Here is an 18370-nt window from a genome sequence, read left to right as displayed (position 1 = left end):
CTCATTTTAAGCCGCAGCCAGCGAAAATGTTCTGGGTTTCGGCAATATTCCGGCGTCCATCCGGCGGGTTCCGTTAACATAATCCGCTTTCGTGATGGAACCTAGCTTCCCATCATGGGCCGGATCATGCGAAACCCCCCCCGTGAAACGTTCGATCCACCTTTGCCGGCTGGTGGCGGTCTTTTTGATCGCTGGCCTCGTATTTGCCCCGCTCGCGGCGCGGGCGAACGCGAATCCAACGGCATCGATGGCCATGGCCGCCATGGCCGACGAAGCAGCGTCCGTGTCCGAAGACATGCCGTGCTGCCCGGAGAAATCGTTGCCGATGGATTGCGCCGATTGCCCGCTGATGGCGATCTGCATGGCCAAGACGTTGCAGGCGCAGCCCTCGGCCGGCGTTGCCGAAATCCAGCCGGTTACGCTTCGAATGCTGCTTCCCGGCAGCGATCCCGAAGTGGAAAGCGTCGCGTACTCACCCCCTCCAAAACCTCCCCGATCCCTGGTCCGTTCGGCGTAACGCCGAAATTCGCGCGCGGCGCTTGGTGGCGTACGCGCCCATGCTGCGTTCGCAGCTGACCAGAAGATCGAGGGTTATCTCCATGAAGGCCAATCAGTTTTCGCGCAGCCTGCGGCTTGCGCTGACCGGCGCTGCCTTGACGTGCGGCGCTACCGTCGCGTTCGCCGATATCAAGAATTACGAATTCAAACTCGTCGAACCGACCGTCAAGGCCGGTCCCGACAAGACCATCGCCGTGAGGCTCGTCGACAAGACGACGGGCAAGCCGGTTCCGGATGCGGTCATTTTCGCCACGCGCCTCGACATGGCTCCGGATGCCATGCAGGAGATGGTCACCAAGATCGAACCGGTTCCGGGAGCTGAGCCCGGCACGTACAAGTTCAGGGCCACGTTCGGCATGGCCGGCCGGTGGCAGTTGTCACTCGGCGCCAAGGTGCAGGGTGAAACCGGCACGGTCGAAAACAAGCTCGTCATCCAGGCCGACCAATGAAACGGTCGGTTCTGATTGGAATCGCCGCTGCCGTCACGGTTGCGACGGTCGCAGGCGTCCTCTCGCGTCCGTATCTCTGGCCGAGCAGCGAGACGAAGCACGCACACGTCATGGAGCGGGCGCGCGCCGAACCGGGTGCTGCGATCTACTATCAGGATCCGGACGGCAAGCCCTTCTATTCGCTGACGCCGAAGAAGACGCCTGATGGCCGCGACTACCGCGCCGTTCCTGCCGGGGCCGACGTCAGTTTCGACGATCCGGCGGATGTGGCGGCTGCGCCGCCTGCGGATCGCAAGATCAAGTATTACCGCAATCCGATGGGCCTGCCGGACGTCTCGCCGACGCCCAAGAAGGACGCGATGGGGATGGATTACATCCCCGTCTACGAAGGGGAGGACAGCGACGACGGATCGGTCAAGCTGTCGCCGGGCAAGATCCAGCGTACCGGCGTCAAATCGGAACCGGCTACCCGGCGTGTGATCCGCACCACGGTCCGCGCCCCCGGCACCATTCAGCTCGACGAGCGCCGCGTCTCTGTGATCGCGATGCGCTCCGAGAGCTATGTCCAGAAGGTCGCCGACGTCACCACCGGCACGCATGTCGTCAAGGGACAGCCGCTGATGGAAATCTACAGTCCGGCAATCTCGTCGGCGGCCGCGGAATACATCTCGACGCTCAATTCCAAGGTCACCGGCGGCGACGGGCCCTACGGCAGGGGCTCGCGCCAGCGACTGATGAATCTCGACGTGCCCGAAGCCGCCATCGCCGCCATGGAGAAAGGGCGCAACGTTCCGATCGGAATCGAATGGACGTCGCCACGCGACGGCATCGTTCTCGAACGCAACGTGACCGAAGGCATGCGCGCGCAACCCGGCGAGACCCTGTTTCGGATCGCCGATCACAGGGTGGTGTGGGCGATCATCGATGTCGCCGAGCGCGATCTGGGGGCGATGGCTGCGGGCCAACGCACGATCGTGCGCGCGCGAAGTTTCCCCGGGCGGGAGTTTGCGGGAAAGATCAACGTGATCTATCCGCAGATCACCAAGGAGACGCGAACGGCGCGGGTGCGCGTCGAATTGCCCAATCCGGAGGTGTTGCTGATCCACGACATGTATGTCGATGCCGAGATCGAGACCGGCAGCGCGGATTCCGTGCTCGCGATTCCCGAAAGCGCCGTACTGGACAGCGGCAGCCGGCAGGCCGTGCTGGTGGACAGGGGGGAAGGGCGGTTCGAGCCGCGCGAGGTCAAGCTCGGCCATCGCGGCGAGGGCTATGTCGAGGTCCGCGAGGGCCTCGCCGAGAATGATCCGGTGGTGACATCAGCCAATTTCCTGATCGATGCCGAAAGCAATCTCAAGGCGGCGCTGAAGGGATTTGCGGAAGGGACCCAGCCATGATCGCCCGCCTCATCGCGTGGTCGGCGCGCAACCTGCTGCTGGTGTTCTTCGGCACCACCTTCGCCGCCGCCGCTGGCCTCTATGCGTTGGCGCACCTGCCGCTCGACGCCATTCCTGATCTCTCGGATACGCAGGTGATCGTCTACACGGAATATCCGGGGCAGGCGCCGCAGGTGATCGAGGATCAGGTCACCTATCCCCTGACCACGGCCATGCTCACGGTGCCCCGCTCGAAGGTCGTGCGCGGGTTCTCGTTCTTCGGCGTGTCGTTCGTCTATGTCATCTTCGAAGATGGCACTGACATCTATTGGGCGCGCTCCCGCGTGCTGGAGTTTCTCAACAGCGCGGCCTCGCGGCTGCCCGCCGGCGTGACGCCGACCATGGGCCCCGATGCCACCGGCGTGGGCTGGGTCTACCAATATGCCGTGATGTCGAAGGAGCTGAATCTCGCAGACACCCGCGCCATCCAGGACTGGAACCTGAAATTTGCGCTGGCCAAGGCGGAGGGCGTCGCCGAGGTCGCCAGCGTCGGTGGCTTCGTGCGGCAATACAACGTCGTGCTCGATCCGCAGCGGATGCGCGATCTCGGCATCACCATGCCAAAGATGCGCGATGCGATCCGCGCCAGCAATGCCGATGTCGGCGGCCGTACCGTCGAACTGTCCGAGTTCGAATATGTCATCCGTGGCAAGGGCTATCTGAAGGGGATCAACGACCTCGGCAACATTGTTCTGAAGAGCAGTAACGGCACGCCGGTGTTGCTCAGGGATATCGCCCGCGTCGAACTGGGGCCGGACGAGCGCCGCGGCATTACCGAGCTCAACGGCGAGGGCGAGGTCGCCAGCGGCATCGTGCTGCAGCGTTTTGGCGTCAATGCGCTGGACGTGATTCAAAACGTCAAGAAACGGTTTGCGGAGATCGCGAGCAGTTTGCCGAAATCGGTCGAGATCGTGCCGGTCTATGACCGCTCCAACCTTATCAACGCCGCCATCGACACGCTCAAGAACACGTTGCTGGAGGAGTGCATCATCGTTGCATTGGTGTGCATCGTGTTCCTGCTGCACGTCCGCAGCGCGCTGGTCGCCATTTTGATGCTGCCGGTCGGTGTGCTGATGGCGTTCGGGGCGATGAAGCTGTTGGGGCTCGGCTCCAACATTATGAGCCTCGGCGGCATCGCGATCGCGATCGGCGCCATGGTGGATGCGGCGATCGTCATGATCGAGAATGCCCACAAGCATCTCGAACGGGCGGAGGCCGGGCAATCCCGCGTGAAAATCCTGATCGAGGCGGCGGCGCAGGTCGGCCCGGCGCTGTTCTTCAGCCTGTTGATCATCACCGTCTCGTTCATGCCGATCTTCACGCTGGAGGCGCAGGAGGGTCGTCTGTTCAGCCCGCTCGCCTTCACCAAGACGTTTGCGATGGCGGCGGCGGCGGTCCTTTCTGTCACGTTGGTGCCGGCGCTGATGGTGGTGTTCGTGCGCGGCAAGATCATTCCGGAGCACAGGAATCCGATCAACCGTTTCCTGATCTGGATCTATCGGCCCGTCATCAAGGCGGTGATGCGCGCCAAAATCCTCGTGATCCTGATCGCGGTCGGCATTCTTGCCGTCACGGTGTGGCCGGCTCGACAACTCGGCACCGAGTTCATGCCCAATCTGAACGAGGGCACGCTGCTCTACATGCCGACCACGCTGCCCGGACTTTCCGTCACCAAGGCAGCTGAATTGCTGCAGATGCAGGACCGGATCATCCGGAGCTTTCCCGAAGTGGCGTCGGTTTACGGCAAGGCCGGCCGCGCCGCGACCGCGACCGATCCGGCGCCGACCGAGATGTTCGAAACCATCATCAACCTGAAACCGAAGGCCGAATGGCGGGCAGGGCTGACGCCCGAGGGGCTCACAGCCGAAATGGACAAGGCGCTGCAGTTTCCCGGCGTATCGAATGCCTGGACCCAGCCGATCAAGGCCCGCATCGACATGCTTTCGACGGGGATACGCACGCCAATCGGCGTCAAGGTGATCGGTACTGACCTGGTCGAGATCGACCGTTTGGCCAAACAGGTCGAGCAGGTGCTGCGGACGGTGCCGGGGACGTCATCGGCTTATGCCGAGCGTGGCATCGGCGGCTACTACCTCGATATCGTTCCCGACCGCGCGGCGCTCGCGCGCTACGGCATCATGATCCAGGACGTGCAGGACGTCATCGCGACCGCGCTCGGCGGGCAAACCGTGACGACCACGGTCGAGGGCCGCCAGCGCTTTTCCGTCAACATGCGCTATCCCCGCGACCTGCGCAGTGACCCGCAGACGATCGCCCGGGACGTCCTGGTGCCGATGCCGGCCGGCGGCGCGGTACCGCTGGGGGAGGTCGCAAAAATCGCGCCGGCGCGCGGGCCGACCTCGATCCGGACCGAGAACGGCCAGCTCGCGGTCTACGTCTATGTCGATATCAGGGATCGCGACATCGGCGGTTACGTCGCCGATGCGCAAGGTGCCGTCAAAGCCAGCATCCAGTTTCCACCCGGCGCCTATTTGATGTGGAGCGGGCAGTATGAGTATCTGGAGCGGGCGGCGGCGCGGCTCAAGATCGTGGTGCCGGTGACGCTCGCGATCATCTTCCTCTTGCTCTATCTCAATTTCCGCTCGCTGACGGAAACGCTAATCGTGATGCTGTCGCTGCCGTTCGCGCTGGTCGGCGGTCTCTGGCTGATGTGGTGGCTCGGCTTCAACCTGTCGGTCGCCGTCGTGGTCGGCTTCATCGCGCTGGCGGGCGTCGCCGCCGAGACCGGCGTGGTGATGTTGATCTACCTCAACCAGGCGCTGGATGAGCGGCGGGCGCGCAGGGCGGCCGAAGGCGGCGCGCTGACGCGGAGCGACCTTTACGACGCCATCATGGAAGGCGCGGTGGAGCGGGTGCGTCCGAAGATGATGACGGTGGTCGCCATCATGGCCGGACTGCTGCCGATCATGTGGAGCACCGGCACCGGCTCGGAGATCATGCAGCGCATCGCCGTGCCGATGATCGGCGGCATGATCTCCTCGACACTGCTGACGCTGATCGTGATCCCTGCCGTGTTCGGCCTCCTCAAAGGTCTTGGATTGCCCGGCGACCCCGAACAAAGTCAGCGCACGGCGGTGATTGCGAAGCAATCGAAGGAAACCCAACGTATTGCGGAGCTCGCCGGATAAGATAAGCCACCGGAATGCAGCAACCGCTCGCGGCCCTCGACGGCAGCCGCGCGCTCTGTTCCCCATTGGAACATTTGGCGAGGGTTTCGACTTCCTTTCCTGGTACGGCAGTCGAGACGGAGAAGGCCGTTAACGGCGCCCGGGCTCTGAAAAAGACCGCCCATCATTAGGAAAGGTCGACATGCCGCGCTACTTTTTCAATGTTTATCACGACCGGCCCGAACTGGACGAGGAGGGCGAGGAATTGCCGGACGCGCAAGCGGCGTGGCATGAAGCCACGGTGACTGCGGGACAGATCATCCAGGACCTCGACGGCAGGTTGCGCCCGGGCCAGGACTGGCGCCTGGAAGTAACCGACGAATTCGCAAATCCGCTCTACGTCATTCACGTCAGCGCCGACCAGCTCAAGTAAGGCCGTGGTCCCGACCACAAGGTCAGGTTGGGACCGGCGGACGATTTGTCGACCTATTTGGGAGTACGCAAGCCCGGCGATGCGAGCCAGCGGTCAATGACGGCCGCGGCTTCGTTTGCAACCGCCACCTCCATCAGACGCTCTCGCTCGCGCCCTGGTGGCAGGCAAGCTGCTTTTTCGCGGGCGTGAAAGGCAAGCTGGTTGAGCCGTTCCTGGAGTGGAAGCGCCGGGCGGCTCCGATTGCGCGTTTTCTTCATGTGGATCTCCTTGCTGGCCTGATCCTTTCATGTTGCGGCGGGCGCATCCTTAACCTTTGTTGGGAACCGGCCTCGGGTCCGCGTCGTTTCATTCCGGTCTGAATGGAAGGAGAGGCGGCTTTGGAGCGGGAGCTGGTGTTGGCGGCCATGTTGCGGCGGCTCGATACCGTTACGGGATTGGACGAGGCGGACATTGCCGCCATCCGCGCGTTGCCGATCGTCGTGCGGCAATGGGAGGCTGGTCGTCCCATCGTATCCGACGGCGATCGTCCGACGGATTGCTGTCTCGTGATCGAGGGGTTTTGCGTGCGCGCCAAGACGACGTTCAGCGGTCAGCGGCAAATTCTTTCAATCCATATCCCCGGTGATATCCCGGATCTCCAGAGTCTGCATCTGCACAGGATGGATCACGATCTCATCCCGGTGATCCCGTCCACGCTTGGCTTGATCAGTCACGCCTCGTTGCGTGCCTTGACGCGTACCAGGCCGAACGTCGCCGAAAAGTTCTGGCGCGACACGCTGATCGATGCGGCAATATTCCGGCAATGGATCGTCAACGTCGGCCAGCGACCGGCGGACAGCCGGCTCGCCCACACCGTCCTCGAGTTGCGCCAGCGCCTTGCCGTCGTCGGCCGTACGGCGGGGGATACATTTGAAATGCCGCTCACGCAGGAACAGATTGCAGAGGCGCTGGGGATCACGCCGGTCCATGCCAATCGCATCATCAGGCAACTGCGCGAGGCGAAAATCGTCGATATCAGCCGCGGGCGCGTGGTCGTGCTCAACGAAGCGAAGCTTGCGCAATTGGCGCAGTTCGACGACCGCTATCTTCATCAAAGCCCAACGCTGTGAAGCCGCATCCGAGCGGAAATTTTGAGTGCCGGCCGCCGATACCGCCGGGATCGATGACGATGTGCATGTATTTGTCGATCCCGTGGAACGATTCAGTCTCGGGAAAATTAAGCAATGGTCCAAGGGATGGACACGTTAAACTCAAGTGGCTGCCGATGCGGTCCCGCCCCCAAGGCTCATTGACAGCCGCTTTTTTGTCGCCACCGCCATGAAGAATTTCGCCAACGCGTCCTTCCCGCCCGAGGTGATCTCGTTGATGGAGCAGGCGCTTGATGCGGCGGTGGCGTCGCTTCCCGAGCCCGTCCATTCCACCCATGTTCAATGTATCGCGGAAGCGATCCTGCGCGCCGCCGACAAGGGCGAGCGCGACCCGCAAATCCTGCAAAGGCTCGCATTGCTGGAGCTGCAGATCGTTCGGCGCTAGCCTGGCTGGCCGGCCGCCGACGAGAGACCGCGCGGTGCTCGAACACCATCACCTCGCGGCTGCGGGATCGGAGGAGCGTGGGCTCCGAAACAAAACGTGTGACGCCGTTCACCAACGTCCCTAAAAAGATCAGATAAGCTTGGTTACCCGAAGCGGCTGCGTCGGGCGTATGTCGGTTGATCCGTTTTCGATCCTATCGGGAGGAAGACGTGCCAGATCATGCAAGAAGTCATGCTGTAATTATTGGCGCCGGCATGGCCGGCCTTACGGCCGCTCAGGCGATCTCCCGGCATTTCGGCAAAGTCACGATCATCGAGCGGGACGTGCTTCCCGCCGAGGCCGCGCCTCGAAGCGGCACGCCGCAGGCCCACCATGCCCATGCGCTTCTCGCGGGCGGGCTGAAGGCCCTGCAGACCCTGTTTCCGGGATTTGAGAACGATCTGGCGGAAGCGGGCGCCGTGAAGATCCGCACGGGTAAGGATATCCGGTGGGAGCGCCCCGGGTTCGATCCATTCCCGGTTCGCGATCTCGGCATCGACGTTTTCTGCATGTCGCGCCCACTGCTCGAAGCCGTTACTCGGCGACGCGTTCAGCAGAGCCCGAATGTCAACATTTGCGAGCGTGCTCGCGTAACCAGGCTTGTCGCATCGCGGGATGCAATGCGGGTCGAGGCGGTCCGTTATGACAGCGAAGATGGGCCTGCCGTGACCCTGGAAGCCGACCTGGTTGTTGATGCTTCCGGCCGCTGTGGCCTGACGCTGAAGCTGCTCGAAGAGCTTTCTCTGCCGAAGCCCGAAGAAACCGAGATCGGCATGGATCAGGCTTACGCGAGCACCATTGTCGAACGCCCGATCGATCACGATGCCGACTGGCTGGGCAATATCATCCTGCCGTCCGCACCCGCCAGCAGCCGCGGAGCCTTCCTGTTTTCGATCGAGAAGCAGCGATGGCTGCTTTCCATCGGAGGCAATCATGGCGATGCGCCTCCGGGCGACCGCGCGGGATTCATGGATTTCGTCAGGAGCCTGCGCACCCCGACCATCTATAACGCGGTCAGGGACGCCCGACCGGTGACCGATATCGTCCGCTACCAGCTGCCTTGCAGCACACGGCGACATTTCGAGCGCCTGGAGTCTTTCCCGGCAGGGCTGCTGGCGATAGGCGATGCCCTCTGCCGCTTCAATCCGGTCTTCGGCCAGGGCATGAGCGTGGCAGCACAGGAAGCCGTGATCCTGGACCGGCTGTTGGCGGAAGATGTTCCCGTCGAGCGGCTGGCGCGTGACTTCTTCGCGGCCATCCAGGATACCATCGCGACGCCGTGGGGCGTTGCCGTCAATGATTTCGTCTATCCTGCTACGCGCGGTGTTCGCCCCGCCGACCTGGCCCAGCGCCTGCAGTATGGTGCAGCCTTGACCAAGCTCGCCGCTGACGATCCCGAGGTGCACCGGCTGACTGCGGAAGTCTCGCAACTGCTCAAGCCGCAGGCCGCGCTGCGCGAGCCAGCGCTCGCGGCGCGCGTGATGTCGCGGATGTGACTGATAACGAGGGGAAGGCCGCGCTTCTGTCCGTCAGTTCCGGACGATCGAGCCGGTGCGGCCGATCAGCCGTGCCAGCTGCTTGAAGCGGCTGCCGACACGGTCGGCGACGAGATCGACCATGCGATGCTCGAACACCAGCATCAGCTTGCGGCCGCGGGTTCGGAAATGCGTCGCGGGCAACACGCCGGTGCGTGCCGCCGAGATCAGATGCGCGACGCGGAAGGCGGCGCCGAGAACGCGGGCGCGTTCGTCCATCGCCGGCGGCACCAGTTCGCGGATGCGCGTCGGCGGTTCGTTCTCCTCGCTCAAGCCGGCGTAGCGATAGAACACCGACAGCGCGACAAAGGCGCGGCCCTGATGGCTGATCGAGCCAAAATTGCCGTTGGTGATCAGGCTCAGCGTTTCCTCGCCGCGGTGGTCGGGATGCACGCGCCAGCCGACATCGGATAGCAGGCAGGCGGCGTGGCGCAGGCGGCGGTCTTCAGCGGTCTCGCGCAGCTTCACGACCCGCACCAGCCGATCGGTCCATGCGACCAGTTCCTCGGCGTGGCGCGCGGAACGCGACAGCAGCCCGTTCAGGGTTTGGGCGGCGCAGATGAAGCCGTCCTTGGCGCGCTCCTGCGGCGGCAGCATCTCGTAGAGCAGGCCTTCGCGGACCCCGAAGGTCGAGAACACGATCGTCTTCGGCTTGCCGATGCGGATGATGTATTCGAGCACCAGCGCCGCATAGGTCAGCAGCGGACGCCGTGCATCCGCGATCACTTCGATATCGGCGAGCATGTTGGCCGCCGCAAGCCGGCGCAGGCGCCGGGCGAAATCCAGCGCGTCGGCGGCCGGTAACTCGTAGCCATGCATCACGCGCAGCGGATAGTCGCTCTGGACGATGTGGATGCGCGCCAGCGCGCGCCAGGTGCCGCCGACCGCATAGAAGGTGCGGCCTTGGGCGGCCTTGAGCTGGGCCACGTTGGACAGATCGTTGTTGACGATGCGTTCGGCGCGCTTGAGCGATTTTTGTGCGAGATCCTGCAGCGCCAGGCTTCCGAGCGGCAGCGTGACGCCGCTGTGGACTCTGTTTTTCTGCACGTCGATCAGTTCGAGCGAACCGCCGCCGAGATCGCCGACAATGCCGTCGGGATTGTGGATGCCGGAGACGACGCCGAGCGCGGAAAGCTTCGCCTCGCGCGGCCCCGACAGGATTTGAATCTCCGCGCCGCAGATGCGCTCGGCCCTGGCGATGAAGTCGGGGCCGTTCTTGGCGTCGCGGCAGGCGGCGGTGGCGATGGCGAAGACGCGCCCGACCTGCTGGATCCGACACAGCGCCCGGAATCGCCGCAGCGCCGTCAGCGCCTTGGCAACCGCATCCTCGGCCAGCAGGCCGGTGCTCTGCACCTCGCGGCCGAGCCCGCACAGCGCCTTCTCGTTAAAGATGGTGACGAGGCTGCGCGCCATCGTCTCATAGACGACGAGACGAACCGAGTTCGAACCGATGTCGATGACGGCGACGCTGGAAGCGCGCTTGCGCGGTCGCTTCACAGCCGCGGTTCCTTATGAGGATTGCTGACGCTCGTTACGGCGCGTGAGGCGGCGCGGCGAAGATTCCTTGAGAGACTTTCCACGGCCAGACAGACTCGGATTCGTCATGAAATAGTTGTGCAGATTGAACGGCTCTTCGCCTTTCGCGGCCTTCATACGCGTTGAGGACCCGTCCGGCAACAACTGCCAGCTCTGCTCGGTATCCTTCAGATTCGCGACCATGATCTGTTCGAGAACCTGCTGATGTACCGTGGGATTTTGCAACGGACAGAGGATTTCGACGCGGCGGTCGAGGTTGCGCGGCATCATGTCGGCGGACGAGATATACACAGCCGCCTTCGGGCCAGGCAAGCCTTGCCCCATACCAAAGCAGTAGATGCGGCCATGCTCCAGGAAGCGGCCGATGATGGATTTGACCCGGATGTTCTCGGAAAGTCCTGATATGCCCGGCCGCAGACAGCAGATGCCGCGCACCACCAGTTCGATCGACACGCCGGCCTGCGAGGCCTCGTACAGCGCGTCGATGACATCGGGGTCGACCAGCGAGTTCATCTTCATCCAGATCACGCCCGGCTTGCCGTGCCTGCTGTGATTGGCCTCGCCCTTGATATGTTCGATGATGCGCTTGCGCAGCGTCAGCGGCGACACCGCCATCCGCTCGATGTCGCTCGGCTCGGCATAGCCGGTGATGTAGTTGAATACCCGCGCCGCATCGCGGCCGATGATCGGGTCCGAGGTGAAATAGGAAAGATCGGTATAGATGCGCGCCGTCACCGGATGGTAGTTGCCGGTGCCGGTATGGACGTAGGTGGTCAGATTGCCGCCCTCGCGCCGCACCACCATCGACAGCTTGGCGTGGGTCTTCAGTTCGAGGAAGCCGTACACGACCTGCACGCCGGCGCGTTCGAGGTCGCGCGCCCAGCGGATGTTGGCTTCTTCGTCGAACCGCGCCTTGAGCTCGATAAGCGCAGTGACCGATTTGCCGGCTTCCGCGGCCTCGGCGAGCGTTCGCACGATCGGCGAATTGTTCGAGGTACGGTAGAGCGTCTGCTTGATGGCGACGACATCGGGATCGCGGGCAGCCTGCTGCAGGAATTGCACGACGACGTCGAAGGATTCGTAGGGGTGATGGACGATCAGGTCCTTTTGCCGGATCGCGGCGAAGATGTCGCCGCCGTGGTCGCGCACCCGCTCCGGATGGCGCGGCACGTAGGGTGTGAATTCGAGGTCGGGGCGGTCGAGCCGGGTGAGCTGCGAGAGCTCGTTCATCGCCAGCACGCCGTCGACGAGAAACACTTCGTCGTCGGCGGCCGAAAGCGCCTGCTGCACGAAGCCGCGCAGCGCTTCCGGCATCTTGGCTTCCATCTCGAGGCGGATCACCGAACCCCGTCGCCGCCGCTTCAGCGCGCTCTCGAACAGCCGAACCAGATCCTCGGCCTCTTCCTCGATTTCGAGTTCGGAGTCCCTGATAATGCGGAAGGCGCCCTGGCCCTTGACGGTGTAGCCGGGGAACAGGCGGCCGATGAACAGCCCCGTGGCCTGCTCCAGCGGGATCAGGTGCACCGCGCCGTCCTTGCCTGCAGGCATGCGGATGAACCGGTCGATCTTGCCGGGCATGCGGATCAGCGCGTTCATCGGCTTGCCGTCGGACACCCGCGCCAACTGCAGCGCGATGGTGAAGCCGAGGCTCGGGATGAACGGGAACGGGTGCGCCGGATCGATCGCCAGCGGCGTCAGCAGCGGGAAGATGTTGCGGAGGAAGTGATCCTCGAGCCAGCCGCGCTCCGCCTTGGTGAATTCGTGGCCGTCAACCAGAATGATGCCCGTCTCCGACAGGGTGGTGCGCAGATCTCGCCAGATCGCCTGCTGGTCGGAGGCAAGCTCCGAAACCGTCTTGTTGATGAGGACGAGCTGCTCGGCCGGGGTCATGCCGTCGGGGCTGCGTTCGGCGATACCTTCACGGACCTGTGCCTTGATACCGGCGACGCGGACCATGAAGAATTCGTCAAGGTTATTGGCGGAAATCGACAGGAACCGGACCCGCTCCAGCGCGGGATGGCCGGGATTGACCGCCTCTTCGAGGACCCGGCGGTTGAAATGTAGCCAGGAAAGCTCGCGGTTAATGAATCGCTCGGGGCTCGTGGCAATCGTTGGGGGAGCCTCGGAAACCGGTTCTTTTTCTTTTATTTCAATAACTTGGGCCGAATCCATAAGGCTTTGATCCATCTCGGGAGAGGCGAGCTAGTTTAAGGGAATGCAGTCCACAGCATGTGATACGCCGATGACGTTTCAATGACATTGATGTTCCGCCCGGGGCTGCCGTCAAGGCGGCAGGTAGCAGCACGCGCCGTCGATCAGGCGTTGCGCAGTACCTCCACAGCCAGCGCCCGGGTCACCGGCCGGCCCAGCCGCAGCGCCTCGGTATCCAGAAGGCCGACCGCCCGGCGGGCGGCGGCATAGGAGCGCTCGATCCGGGTGACGAGGTAGCTCACGACAGCCTCGTCGATACTCAATTGGCGATCCGCGCAGAACTTGATGATCAAGCCGCGAAACAGCAGGTCGTCGGGCGGCAATAGCGGTACGACGGGTGCGGCGCGCAGCCGCGACCGGAGATCGCGCAGCTCCACCTCGAATGCGACAGGCGGAACGCGGCCCGTGATCAGGACGTAGGCCTCATCCTCGCGCGCGAGGTTCAGGAGGTGAAACATCGCGCGTTCGTCGAAGTCGGTCGGTCTCAGGTCTTCGACCACCAGCGCGCCAGTGGCGAGCGCGCCGGGAACGGCGGCAGGGCTGAGCGCATGCGCCGATACCGAGCGCGCGCCGGCCTGTTCGGCCCAGATCGCGGCGAGATGACTCTTGCCGGAGCCCTCGGGTCCGACCAGCAGCATGATGCGGTTCGGCCAGTCCGGCCAGCTTTCGATCAGCGAGAGCGCGGCTTCATTGGCCGGCCCTTCGAGGAAATTGTCGCGGGTCAGGCTCTCCGCATGCGGCAGCGCAAAGGCAAGCTGACGGGGTTGAACGCGGACTGCCACGCAAATCTCCGGGACGGGATACTACAGTAAATACAAGATCTAGCGCGCGTCGATCGTGCTCATGTGCCGCACCCACTCGACGAGATAGAGCGAGACGGAAACCAAAGTAAAGACCGTAACAAAACCCATCAGGATCACGTCATAGGGCGCCGGCTTGAAGTTGAAACCGAGCGAAGCCAGCACCAGCGCCGCGAACGCCACCTGCGCCACCGTGTTGAGCTTTGACACCATCAGGGGTTTCATCGGGATAGGCCTGTCGAACAGCCACGACACGATCACGGCCGTGACGATCATGATGTCGCGCGACACCACCAGGATGACGAGCCAGCGCGGCACCGCGCCCCAGATGCCGAGTGCCACGAAGATCGACACGAGCAGCGCCTTGTCGGCGAGCGGGTCGAGCAGGGCGCCCAGTTCACTCGACATGTTGAACCGCTTGGCGAGAAAGCCGTCGACGGCGTCGCTCACCCCCGCGATGACGAAGATCGCGAAGGCGATCTCCATCTGGCTGGAAACGATCGCCCAGACGATGACCGGGACCAGAATGATGCGCCCCAGCGTAATGATGTTTGGAATACTCAACTCGGTCGCTTCCCGGCTCCCGGCCCAAATCCGGCCCCTGGCGGGTTCTGCCGGTTCTTATCTACATAGTATATGCGCCAAGCGCTTGCGAGCCATTGCAGGATCGCGGAATTCCTCGTAACCAGCCGTCATCATACTGGAATTTGGGCATGATCGACCGCAAAAACGGGCTCACTTACGCCGATTCGGGCGTCGATATCGATGCGGGCAACCGCCTGGTCGATCTCATCAAGCCGATGGTCCGTGCTACCGCCCGGGCGGGCGCGGACGCCGAAATCGGCGGATTCGGCGGCCTGTTCGACCTCAAGGCGGCGGGTTTCAAGGACCCGGTGCTGGTGGCGGCGACGGACGGCGTCGGCACCAAGGTCAAGATCGCGATCGAGACCGGCCTGCACGGCGGCATCGGCATCGACCTGGTGGCGATGTCGGTCAACGACCTCGTGGTGCAGGGTGCGGAGCCGCTGTTCTTCCTCGACTATTTTGCCTGCGGCAAGCTCGAACCGGAAGCGGCTGCGGCGATCGTGGCCGGCGTCGCTGAGGGCTGCCGGGAATCCGGCTGTGCCCTGATCGGCGGCGAGACCGCCGAAATGCCGGGCCTCTACAAGGGCGGCGATTACGACCTCGCGGGCTTTGCGGTCGGCGCCGCCGAGCGCGGCACGCTGCTGCCGAGCGCGGATATCGCCGTGGGCGATGCCGTCATCGGATTGGCCTCGTCGGGCGTTCACTCCAACGGTTTTTCGCTGGTCCGCAAGATCGTCGAGCAATCCGGGCTCGGCTTCGATGCGCCGGCGCCGTTCTCGCCGGTCATGACGCTGGGCGGCGCGCTGCTGGCGCCGACGCGGCTCTATGTAAAGTCCTGCCTGCGCGCGATCCGCGAGACCGGGGCCATCAAGGGCCTCGCGCATATCACCGGCGGCGGCTTCACCGACAATATTCCCCGCGTGCTGCCAAAGCATCTCGGCGTCGGCATCGATCTGGCTCGGCTGCCGGTGCTGCCGGTATTCAAGTGGCTGGCCGCGCAGGGCGGCATCGCCGAACTCGAATTGCTGCGCACCTTCAACTGCGGCATCGGCATGGTCGCCATCGTCAAGCCGGATGCGATCGAGCAGGTGACGGAAATTTTGACCGAAGGCGGTGAGACCGTTGCCTTGCTCGGCGAAGTGATCCCGGCTGCGGGTGAACATCGCGTGGTCTACAACGGTCACCTCGATCTTTCGCAATGAAGCGCCGTGTCGCCATCCTGATTTCCGGGCGTGGATCGAATATGGCCGCGCTGATTGATGCGGCGAAGGCCGCGGATTTTCCGGCCGAGATCGTCGCCGTCGTTTCCAACCGGGCCGATGCGGCCGGGCTGGAGAAGGCAGAAGCGAGCGGCATCGCGACTGTCGTCATCGAGAGCAAGCCGTTCGGCAAGGATCGCGCCGGCTTCGAAGCCGTCCTGCAGCAAGCGCTGGACGAGAAAAACGTCGATCTGATCTGCCTCGGCGGATTCATGCGACTGTTCACCGCCGATTTCGTGCAGCGCTGGTACGGCAGGATGCTCAACATCCATCCTTCGCTGCTGCCATCGTTCCCCGGTCTCGATCCGCACGGCCAGGCGTTGCAGGCCGGGGTGAAGATCTCGGGCGCGACCGTACACTTCGTGATCCCGGAAACCGACGCCGGGCCAATCATAATGCAGGGCGCGGTCGCGGTGGCCGATGACGACACGGCCGACACGCTGTCGCAGCGCATCCTCGGCATCGAGCATCGCATCTACCCGGAGGCGCTGCGTTTGTTGGCGAGCGGCAAGCTTCGTCTCGAAGGCGACATCTGCAAGTTCGCCGACAGCACCGACCGCGACGGCACCCTGATTTCGCCGCGGACGATCTGATATTATCTGGAAGTGTGCGCGAACGGGCGCGATAACCGCGCTCCGCAAATCCATCGAGGTTCCATGATCACGCTCTACGGCTCCGGGCCCAATTTCGGCCTTCCCGACGCAAGCCCGTTCGTGACCAAGGCTGAGACCTTGTTGCGGATGTCGAAACTCCCGTTCGAAAAGGCGTTGATGAGCTTTTCGAAGGCGCCGAAGGGCAAGATTCCCTACATCGAGGACGGCGGCCAGCTGCTCGGCGACTCCACGCTGATCCGCTGGCACCTCGAGAAGAAATACGGCATCGATTTCGACCAGGGTCTCACCGCCGAACAGCTCGCCATCGCCTGGGCGTTCGAGAAAATGGCAGAGGACAATCTGTACTGGGCCAGCGTCTACTTCCGCTGGATGATCGACGACAATTTCCGCAAAGGGCCGGTCAATTTCTTCAAGGGCGTGCCTGCGCCGGTCCGGCCCGTCGTGGTATCGATGATCCGTCGCCGTCTGCGCAAGACGTTGCAGGGGCAGGGGATCGGCCGTCACTCCGCCGACGAGATCACCGCGATCGGAATCCGCTCGATCGATGCGATGGCCGCCTATCTCGGCGACAAGCCGTTCTTCATGGGCAGCACGCCCGCCGGCATCGACGCCACGATGTTCGCCTTCGCGGTCAGTGCGATTTGTCCGCTGTTCGAGTCGGATTTGCAGCGGGCGGCCGCAAGCCATGACAATTTGCGCTGGTATGTCGGCCGGATGACCGCGCGATTCTATCCGGAGCTCAGCGAGGTCGCCGGATGCCAGGCGGCCGCCTGAGTTCGAGGGCAGGGCAAAACCTCCCCGATGGGGCTTCTGGCGATTGCCCAAAACTTGGTCGCGGTGTCGCGCGAGCTGTGGCAGCCGGACAACAATAGCGCGTATTCGGCAGTGCGGCGGGGGGCCAACCGATTGACCCTTCGCATGAACTGGGGGCAAATCGTTCCGGTTGATCGGGTTTTGCGCATTTTTCGAGCCGGCGCTTTTGCCTTTGGGAATGGATTGGATGCGCTGCTCTTCGCGGCTTTCGCGGGCACGAAAAATCAGGATCGGCCGTGCGCTCGCGCGGCTTGTCGCGATCGCGTTCGTTCTCATCGGCATCATGTCCGTCGCGCAGGCGCAATCGCCGACGCCGACACCCACTCCGACCCCCACGCCTTCACCGACCCCCAGTCCGACGCCGACGGTGATCAATTCGACGGTGTCGTCGGGTGCGGCGGTGACCAACCTCGGCAGCAATTTCCTGGAACGGCTGGGCAATCAGTCGAGCAACGGCTTCAACCGCCTGCAGCGGACCAATCCCGGCGGCGGCGGTGCCTCCGAGAGCACGGAAGCGCCGCGCTACCGGACCTGGTTCGAAGGCTACGGAAACTACACGAAGACCAGCGCGGTCGGCGATTTTGTCGGCGATACCAGAAAGACCTGGGGTGGCGTAGCCGGGATCGGCGCGCGGGTGGCACCGGGCATCAATATCGGCTTTTCCGTCGATCAGAGCCGCTCCGCGATCGATATTCCGCTGGCGCTGCAATCGGCGACGATTGACCTGACCCAGATCGGTTTCACGGCTTCCGTCGATAGCGGGCCGTGGACCTGGGCCAGCGCGGTGGTGCACGGTTTCGGCAACATCAATTCGCGCCGCGACACCGGGCTTGGAATTGCGACCGCCGGATACAACGCGAAGCTCGACGGCGTCCTGAGCGAGATCAGCTACTACTGGACCAGGGACCAGGGCCGCATCGTGCCCAAGGCCGCGTTCGAATATGTCCGCGCCCAGAACGGCTCGTTGCAGGAGATCGGTGGCCTTGATCCCGTGACGGCGACGGGCGCCACCGTTGAGCGCGGGCGGTTATTGATCGGCGCGGAGATCGGCCAATACTGGATATTCGACGGCAAGATTTTCGACCTGTCGGGCTACGGCAAGTTCGTCGACAACGTCGTGCAGAATTTCTCCGACATCACCGTCAGCCAGGGCGTACAGAGCATTACGTTCCAGGGTATCGGCGAGAGCCGGTACGGCGCCGATGTCGGCGCCTCGGCCTCGCTGAGCCTCACCAACACCGCGCGGCTCTACGTCAACTACGACGCCAAATTACGCGCCGCGTTGCAGTCGCATCAGGGCACGCTGGGGCTGGAGTTGAAGTGGTAGTGCCGCAAGGTGATGCGCCTGTGGCCTCATGGTTCGAGACGGCGCTACGCGTCTCCTCACCATGAGGATCTCAGACCTCATCCTGAGGAGCATCGCAAGGCGATGCGTCTCGAA

18 protein-coding genes are annotated in these 18370 nt (G+C 63.5%); 12 read left to right on the top strand and 6 right to left on the bottom strand.

Annotated elements, in window-relative coordinates; genetic code table 11:
• Positions 1–6: 6 nt before the first annotated feature.
• Complete coding sequence (locus tag ACVWVY_RS31085; RefSeq protein WP_456629952.1) at positions 7–363, bottom strand: hypothetical protein; 357 nt, start codon at positions 361–363, stop codon at positions 7–9.
• Here ACVWVY_RS31085 and ACVWVY_RS31080 point away from each other — a divergent pair.
• The 5 genes from ACVWVY_RS31080 (at position 362) to ACVWVY_RS31060 (ending at position 6004) form a co-directional block, all read left to right on the top strand.
• Positions 362–517 (top strand): hypothetical protein, encoded by a 156-nt coding sequence (locus tag ACVWVY_RS31080; RefSeq protein ID WP_456629951.1) that lies wholly within the window; start codon positions 362–364, stop codon positions 515–517. The two genes, ACVWVY_RS31085 and ACVWVY_RS31080, sit on opposite strands and share 2 nt — an antisense overlap.
• Before the next feature lie 82 nt (positions 518–599).
• Complete coding sequence (locus ACVWVY_RS31075; protein WP_456629950.1) at positions 600–1007, top strand: FixH family protein; 408 nt, start codon at positions 600–602, stop codon at positions 1005–1007.
• Positions 1004–2404, top strand: coding sequence for an efflux RND transporter periplasmic adaptor subunit (locus ACVWVY_RS31070; protein WP_456629949.1), 1401 nt, complete (start codon positions 1004–1006; stop codon positions 2402–2404). The genes ACVWVY_RS31075 and ACVWVY_RS31070 overlap by 4 nt, the downstream gene beginning before the upstream one ends.
• Positions 2401–5592: an efflux RND transporter permease subunit gene (locus tag ACVWVY_RS31065; protein WP_456629948.1), complete on the top strand. Its 3192-nt coding sequence runs from the start codon at positions 2401–2403 to the stop codon at positions 5590–5592. The genes ACVWVY_RS31070 and ACVWVY_RS31065 overlap by 4 nt, the downstream gene beginning before the upstream one ends.
• 181 nt (positions 5593–5773) lie before the next feature.
• On the top strand, positions 5774–6004 hold the full coding sequence (locus ACVWVY_RS31060; protein ID WP_456629947.1) for a DUF6894 family protein: 231 nt from the start codon (positions 5774–5776) through the stop codon (positions 6002–6004).
• Positions 6005–6057: 53 nt separating this feature from the next.
• On the opposite strand, the gene ACVWVY_RS31055 is transcribed toward ACVWVY_RS31060, so the two are convergent.
• The gene (locus ACVWVY_RS31055; protein WP_456629946.1) at positions 6058–6261 is read right to left on the bottom strand and encodes a hypothetical protein; all 204 of its coding nucleotides are present in this window, start codon (positions 6259–6261) and stop codon (positions 6058–6060) included.
• A gap of 147 nt (positions 6262–6408) precedes the next feature.
• Here ACVWVY_RS31055 and ACVWVY_RS31050 point away from each other — a divergent pair, with 147 nt between their 5' ends.
• The 3 genes from ACVWVY_RS31050 (at position 6409) to ACVWVY_RS31040 (ending at position 9072) form a co-directional block, all read left to right on the top strand.
• Entirely contained in the window at positions 6409–7113 is a 705-nt protein-coding gene (locus ACVWVY_RS31050; RefSeq protein WP_456632350.1) for a Crp/Fnr family transcriptional regulator, read from the top strand.
• Between the two features lie 208 nt (positions 7114–7321).
• On the top strand, positions 7322–7537 hold the full coding sequence (locus tag ACVWVY_RS31045) for a hypothetical protein (protein ID WP_456629945.1): 216 nt from the start codon (positions 7322–7324) through the stop codon (positions 7535–7537).
• 209 nt (positions 7538–7746) lie between these two features.
• Positions 7747–9072: an FAD-dependent oxidoreductase gene (locus ACVWVY_RS31040; RefSeq protein ID WP_456629944.1), complete on the top strand. Its 1326-nt coding sequence runs from the start codon at positions 7747–7749 to the stop codon at positions 9070–9072.
• A gap of 33 nt (positions 9073–9105) precedes the next feature.
• On the opposite strand, the gene ppx is transcribed toward ACVWVY_RS31040, so the two are convergent.
• The 4 genes from ppx to ACVWVY_RS31020 form a co-directional block, all read right to left on the bottom strand.
• Positions 9106–10608, bottom strand: a complete 1503-nt coding sequence (gene ppx, locus ACVWVY_RS31035) for an exopolyphosphatase (RefSeq protein WP_456629943.1) — start codon at positions 10606–10608, stop codon at positions 9106–9108.
• Between the two features lie 12 nt (positions 10609–10620).
• Positions 10621–12819, bottom strand: a complete 2199-nt coding sequence (locus ACVWVY_RS31030; protein ID WP_456629942.1) for an RNA degradosome polyphosphate kinase — start codon at positions 12817–12819, stop codon at positions 10621–10623.
• Between the two features lie 143 nt (positions 12820–12962).
• Positions 12963–13640 carry a chromosomal replication initiator DnaA gene (locus ACVWVY_RS31025; RefSeq protein WP_456629941.1) on the bottom strand — a complete coding sequence of 226 codons (678 nt, stop codon included), beginning with the start codon at positions 13638–13640 and terminating at the stop codon, positions 12963–12965.
• Between the two features lie 39 nt (positions 13641–13679).
• Entirely contained in the window at positions 13680–14222 is a 543-nt protein-coding gene (locus ACVWVY_RS31020) for a CDP-alcohol phosphatidyltransferase family protein (protein WP_456629940.1), read from the bottom strand.
• A 149-nt stretch (positions 14223–14371) separates the two neighbouring features.
• Here ACVWVY_RS31020 and purM point away from each other — a divergent pair, with 149 nt between their 5' ends.
• The 4 genes from purM to ACVWVY_RS31000 all read left to right on the top strand — a co-directional run bounded on the left by purM (position 14372) and on the right by ACVWVY_RS31000 (position 18256).
• Positions 14372–15445, top strand: coding sequence for a phosphoribosylformylglycinamidine cyclo-ligase (gene purM, locus ACVWVY_RS31015; RefSeq protein ID WP_456629939.1), 1074 nt, complete (start codon positions 14372–14374; stop codon positions 15443–15445).
• The gene (purN, locus tag ACVWVY_RS31010) at positions 15442–16095 is read left to right on the top strand and encodes a phosphoribosylglycinamide formyltransferase (protein ID WP_456629938.1); all 654 of its coding nucleotides are present in this window, start codon (positions 15442–15444) and stop codon (positions 16093–16095) included. The genes purM and purN overlap by 4 nt, the downstream gene beginning before the upstream one ends.
• Before the next feature lie 63 nt (positions 16096–16158).
• A complete protein-coding gene (locus ACVWVY_RS31005) occupies positions 16159–16890 on the top strand; it encodes a glutathione S-transferase family protein (protein WP_456629937.1) in 732 nt (243 codons plus the stop codon).
• 226 nt (positions 16891–17116) lie between these two features.
• Positions 17117–18256, top strand: a complete 1140-nt coding sequence (locus ACVWVY_RS31000) for an autotransporter outer membrane beta-barrel domain-containing protein (RefSeq protein WP_456629936.1) — start codon at positions 17117–17119, stop codon at positions 18254–18256.
• The last annotated feature ends 114 nt before the right edge of the window (positions 18257–18370 follow it).

The organism is Bradyrhizobium sp. URHC0002 (genome assembly GCF_054059515.1).
The sequence above is the reverse complement of the archived record's forward strand: the minus strand, read 5'-3'. Positions and strand labels throughout refer to the sequence as shown.

Excerpts from the sequence above, each read along its gene's own strand:
- ACVWVY_RS31065 (WP_456629948.1), top strand. The coding sequence starts at position 2,401 with ATGATCGCCCGCCTCATCGCGTGGTCGGCGCGCAACCTGCTGCTGGTG.
- ACVWVY_RS31085 (WP_456629952.1), bottom strand. The coding sequence starts at position 363 with ATGCAGATCGCCATCAGCGGGCAATCGGCGCAATCCATCGGCAACGAT.
- ACVWVY_RS31050 (WP_456632350.1), top strand. The coding sequence starts at position 6,409 with ATGTTGCGGCGGCTCGATACCGTTACGGGATTGGACGAGGCGGACATT.
- ACVWVY_RS31005 (WP_456629937.1), top strand. The coding sequence starts at position 16,159 with ATGATCACGCTCTACGGCTCCGGGCCCAATTTCGGCCTTCCCGACGCA.
- ACVWVY_RS31060 (WP_456629947.1), top strand. The coding sequence starts at position 5,774 with ATGCCGCGCTACTTTTTCAATGTTTATCACGACCGGCCCGAACTGGAC.
- ACVWVY_RS31000 (WP_456629936.1), top strand. The coding sequence starts at position 17,117 with ATGCGCTGCTCTTCGCGGCTTTCGCGGGCACGAAAAATCAGGATCGGC.
- ACVWVY_RS31075 (WP_456629950.1), top strand. The coding sequence starts at position 600 with ATGAAGGCCAATCAGTTTTCGCGCAGCCTGCGGCTTGCGCTGACCGGC.
- ACVWVY_RS31080 (WP_456629951.1), top strand. The coding sequence starts at position 362 with ATGGCCAAGACGTTGCAGGCGCAGCCCTCGGCCGGCGTTGCCGAAATC.
- ACVWVY_RS31070 (WP_456629949.1), top strand. The coding sequence starts at position 1,004 with ATGAAACGGTCGGTTCTGATTGGAATCGCCGCTGCCGTCACGGTTGCG.
- ACVWVY_RS31045 (WP_456629945.1), top strand. The coding sequence starts at position 7,322 with ATGAAGAATTTCGCCAACGCGTCCTTCCCGCCCGAGGTGATCTCGTTG.
- purM (WP_456629939.1), top strand. The coding sequence starts at position 14,372 with ATGATCGACCGCAAAAACGGGCTCACTTACGCCGATTCGGGCGTCGAT.
- ACVWVY_RS31055 (WP_456629946.1), bottom strand. The coding sequence starts at position 6,261 with ATGAAGAAAACGCGCAATCGGAGCCGCCCGGCGCTTCCACTCCAGGAA.
- ACVWVY_RS31030 (WP_456629942.1), bottom strand. The coding sequence starts at position 12,819 with ATGGATTCGGCCCAAGTTATTGAAATAAAAGAAAAAGAACCGGTTTCC.
- purN (WP_456629938.1), top strand. The coding sequence starts at position 15,442 with ATGAAGCGCCGTGTCGCCATCCTGATTTCCGGGCGTGGATCGAATATG.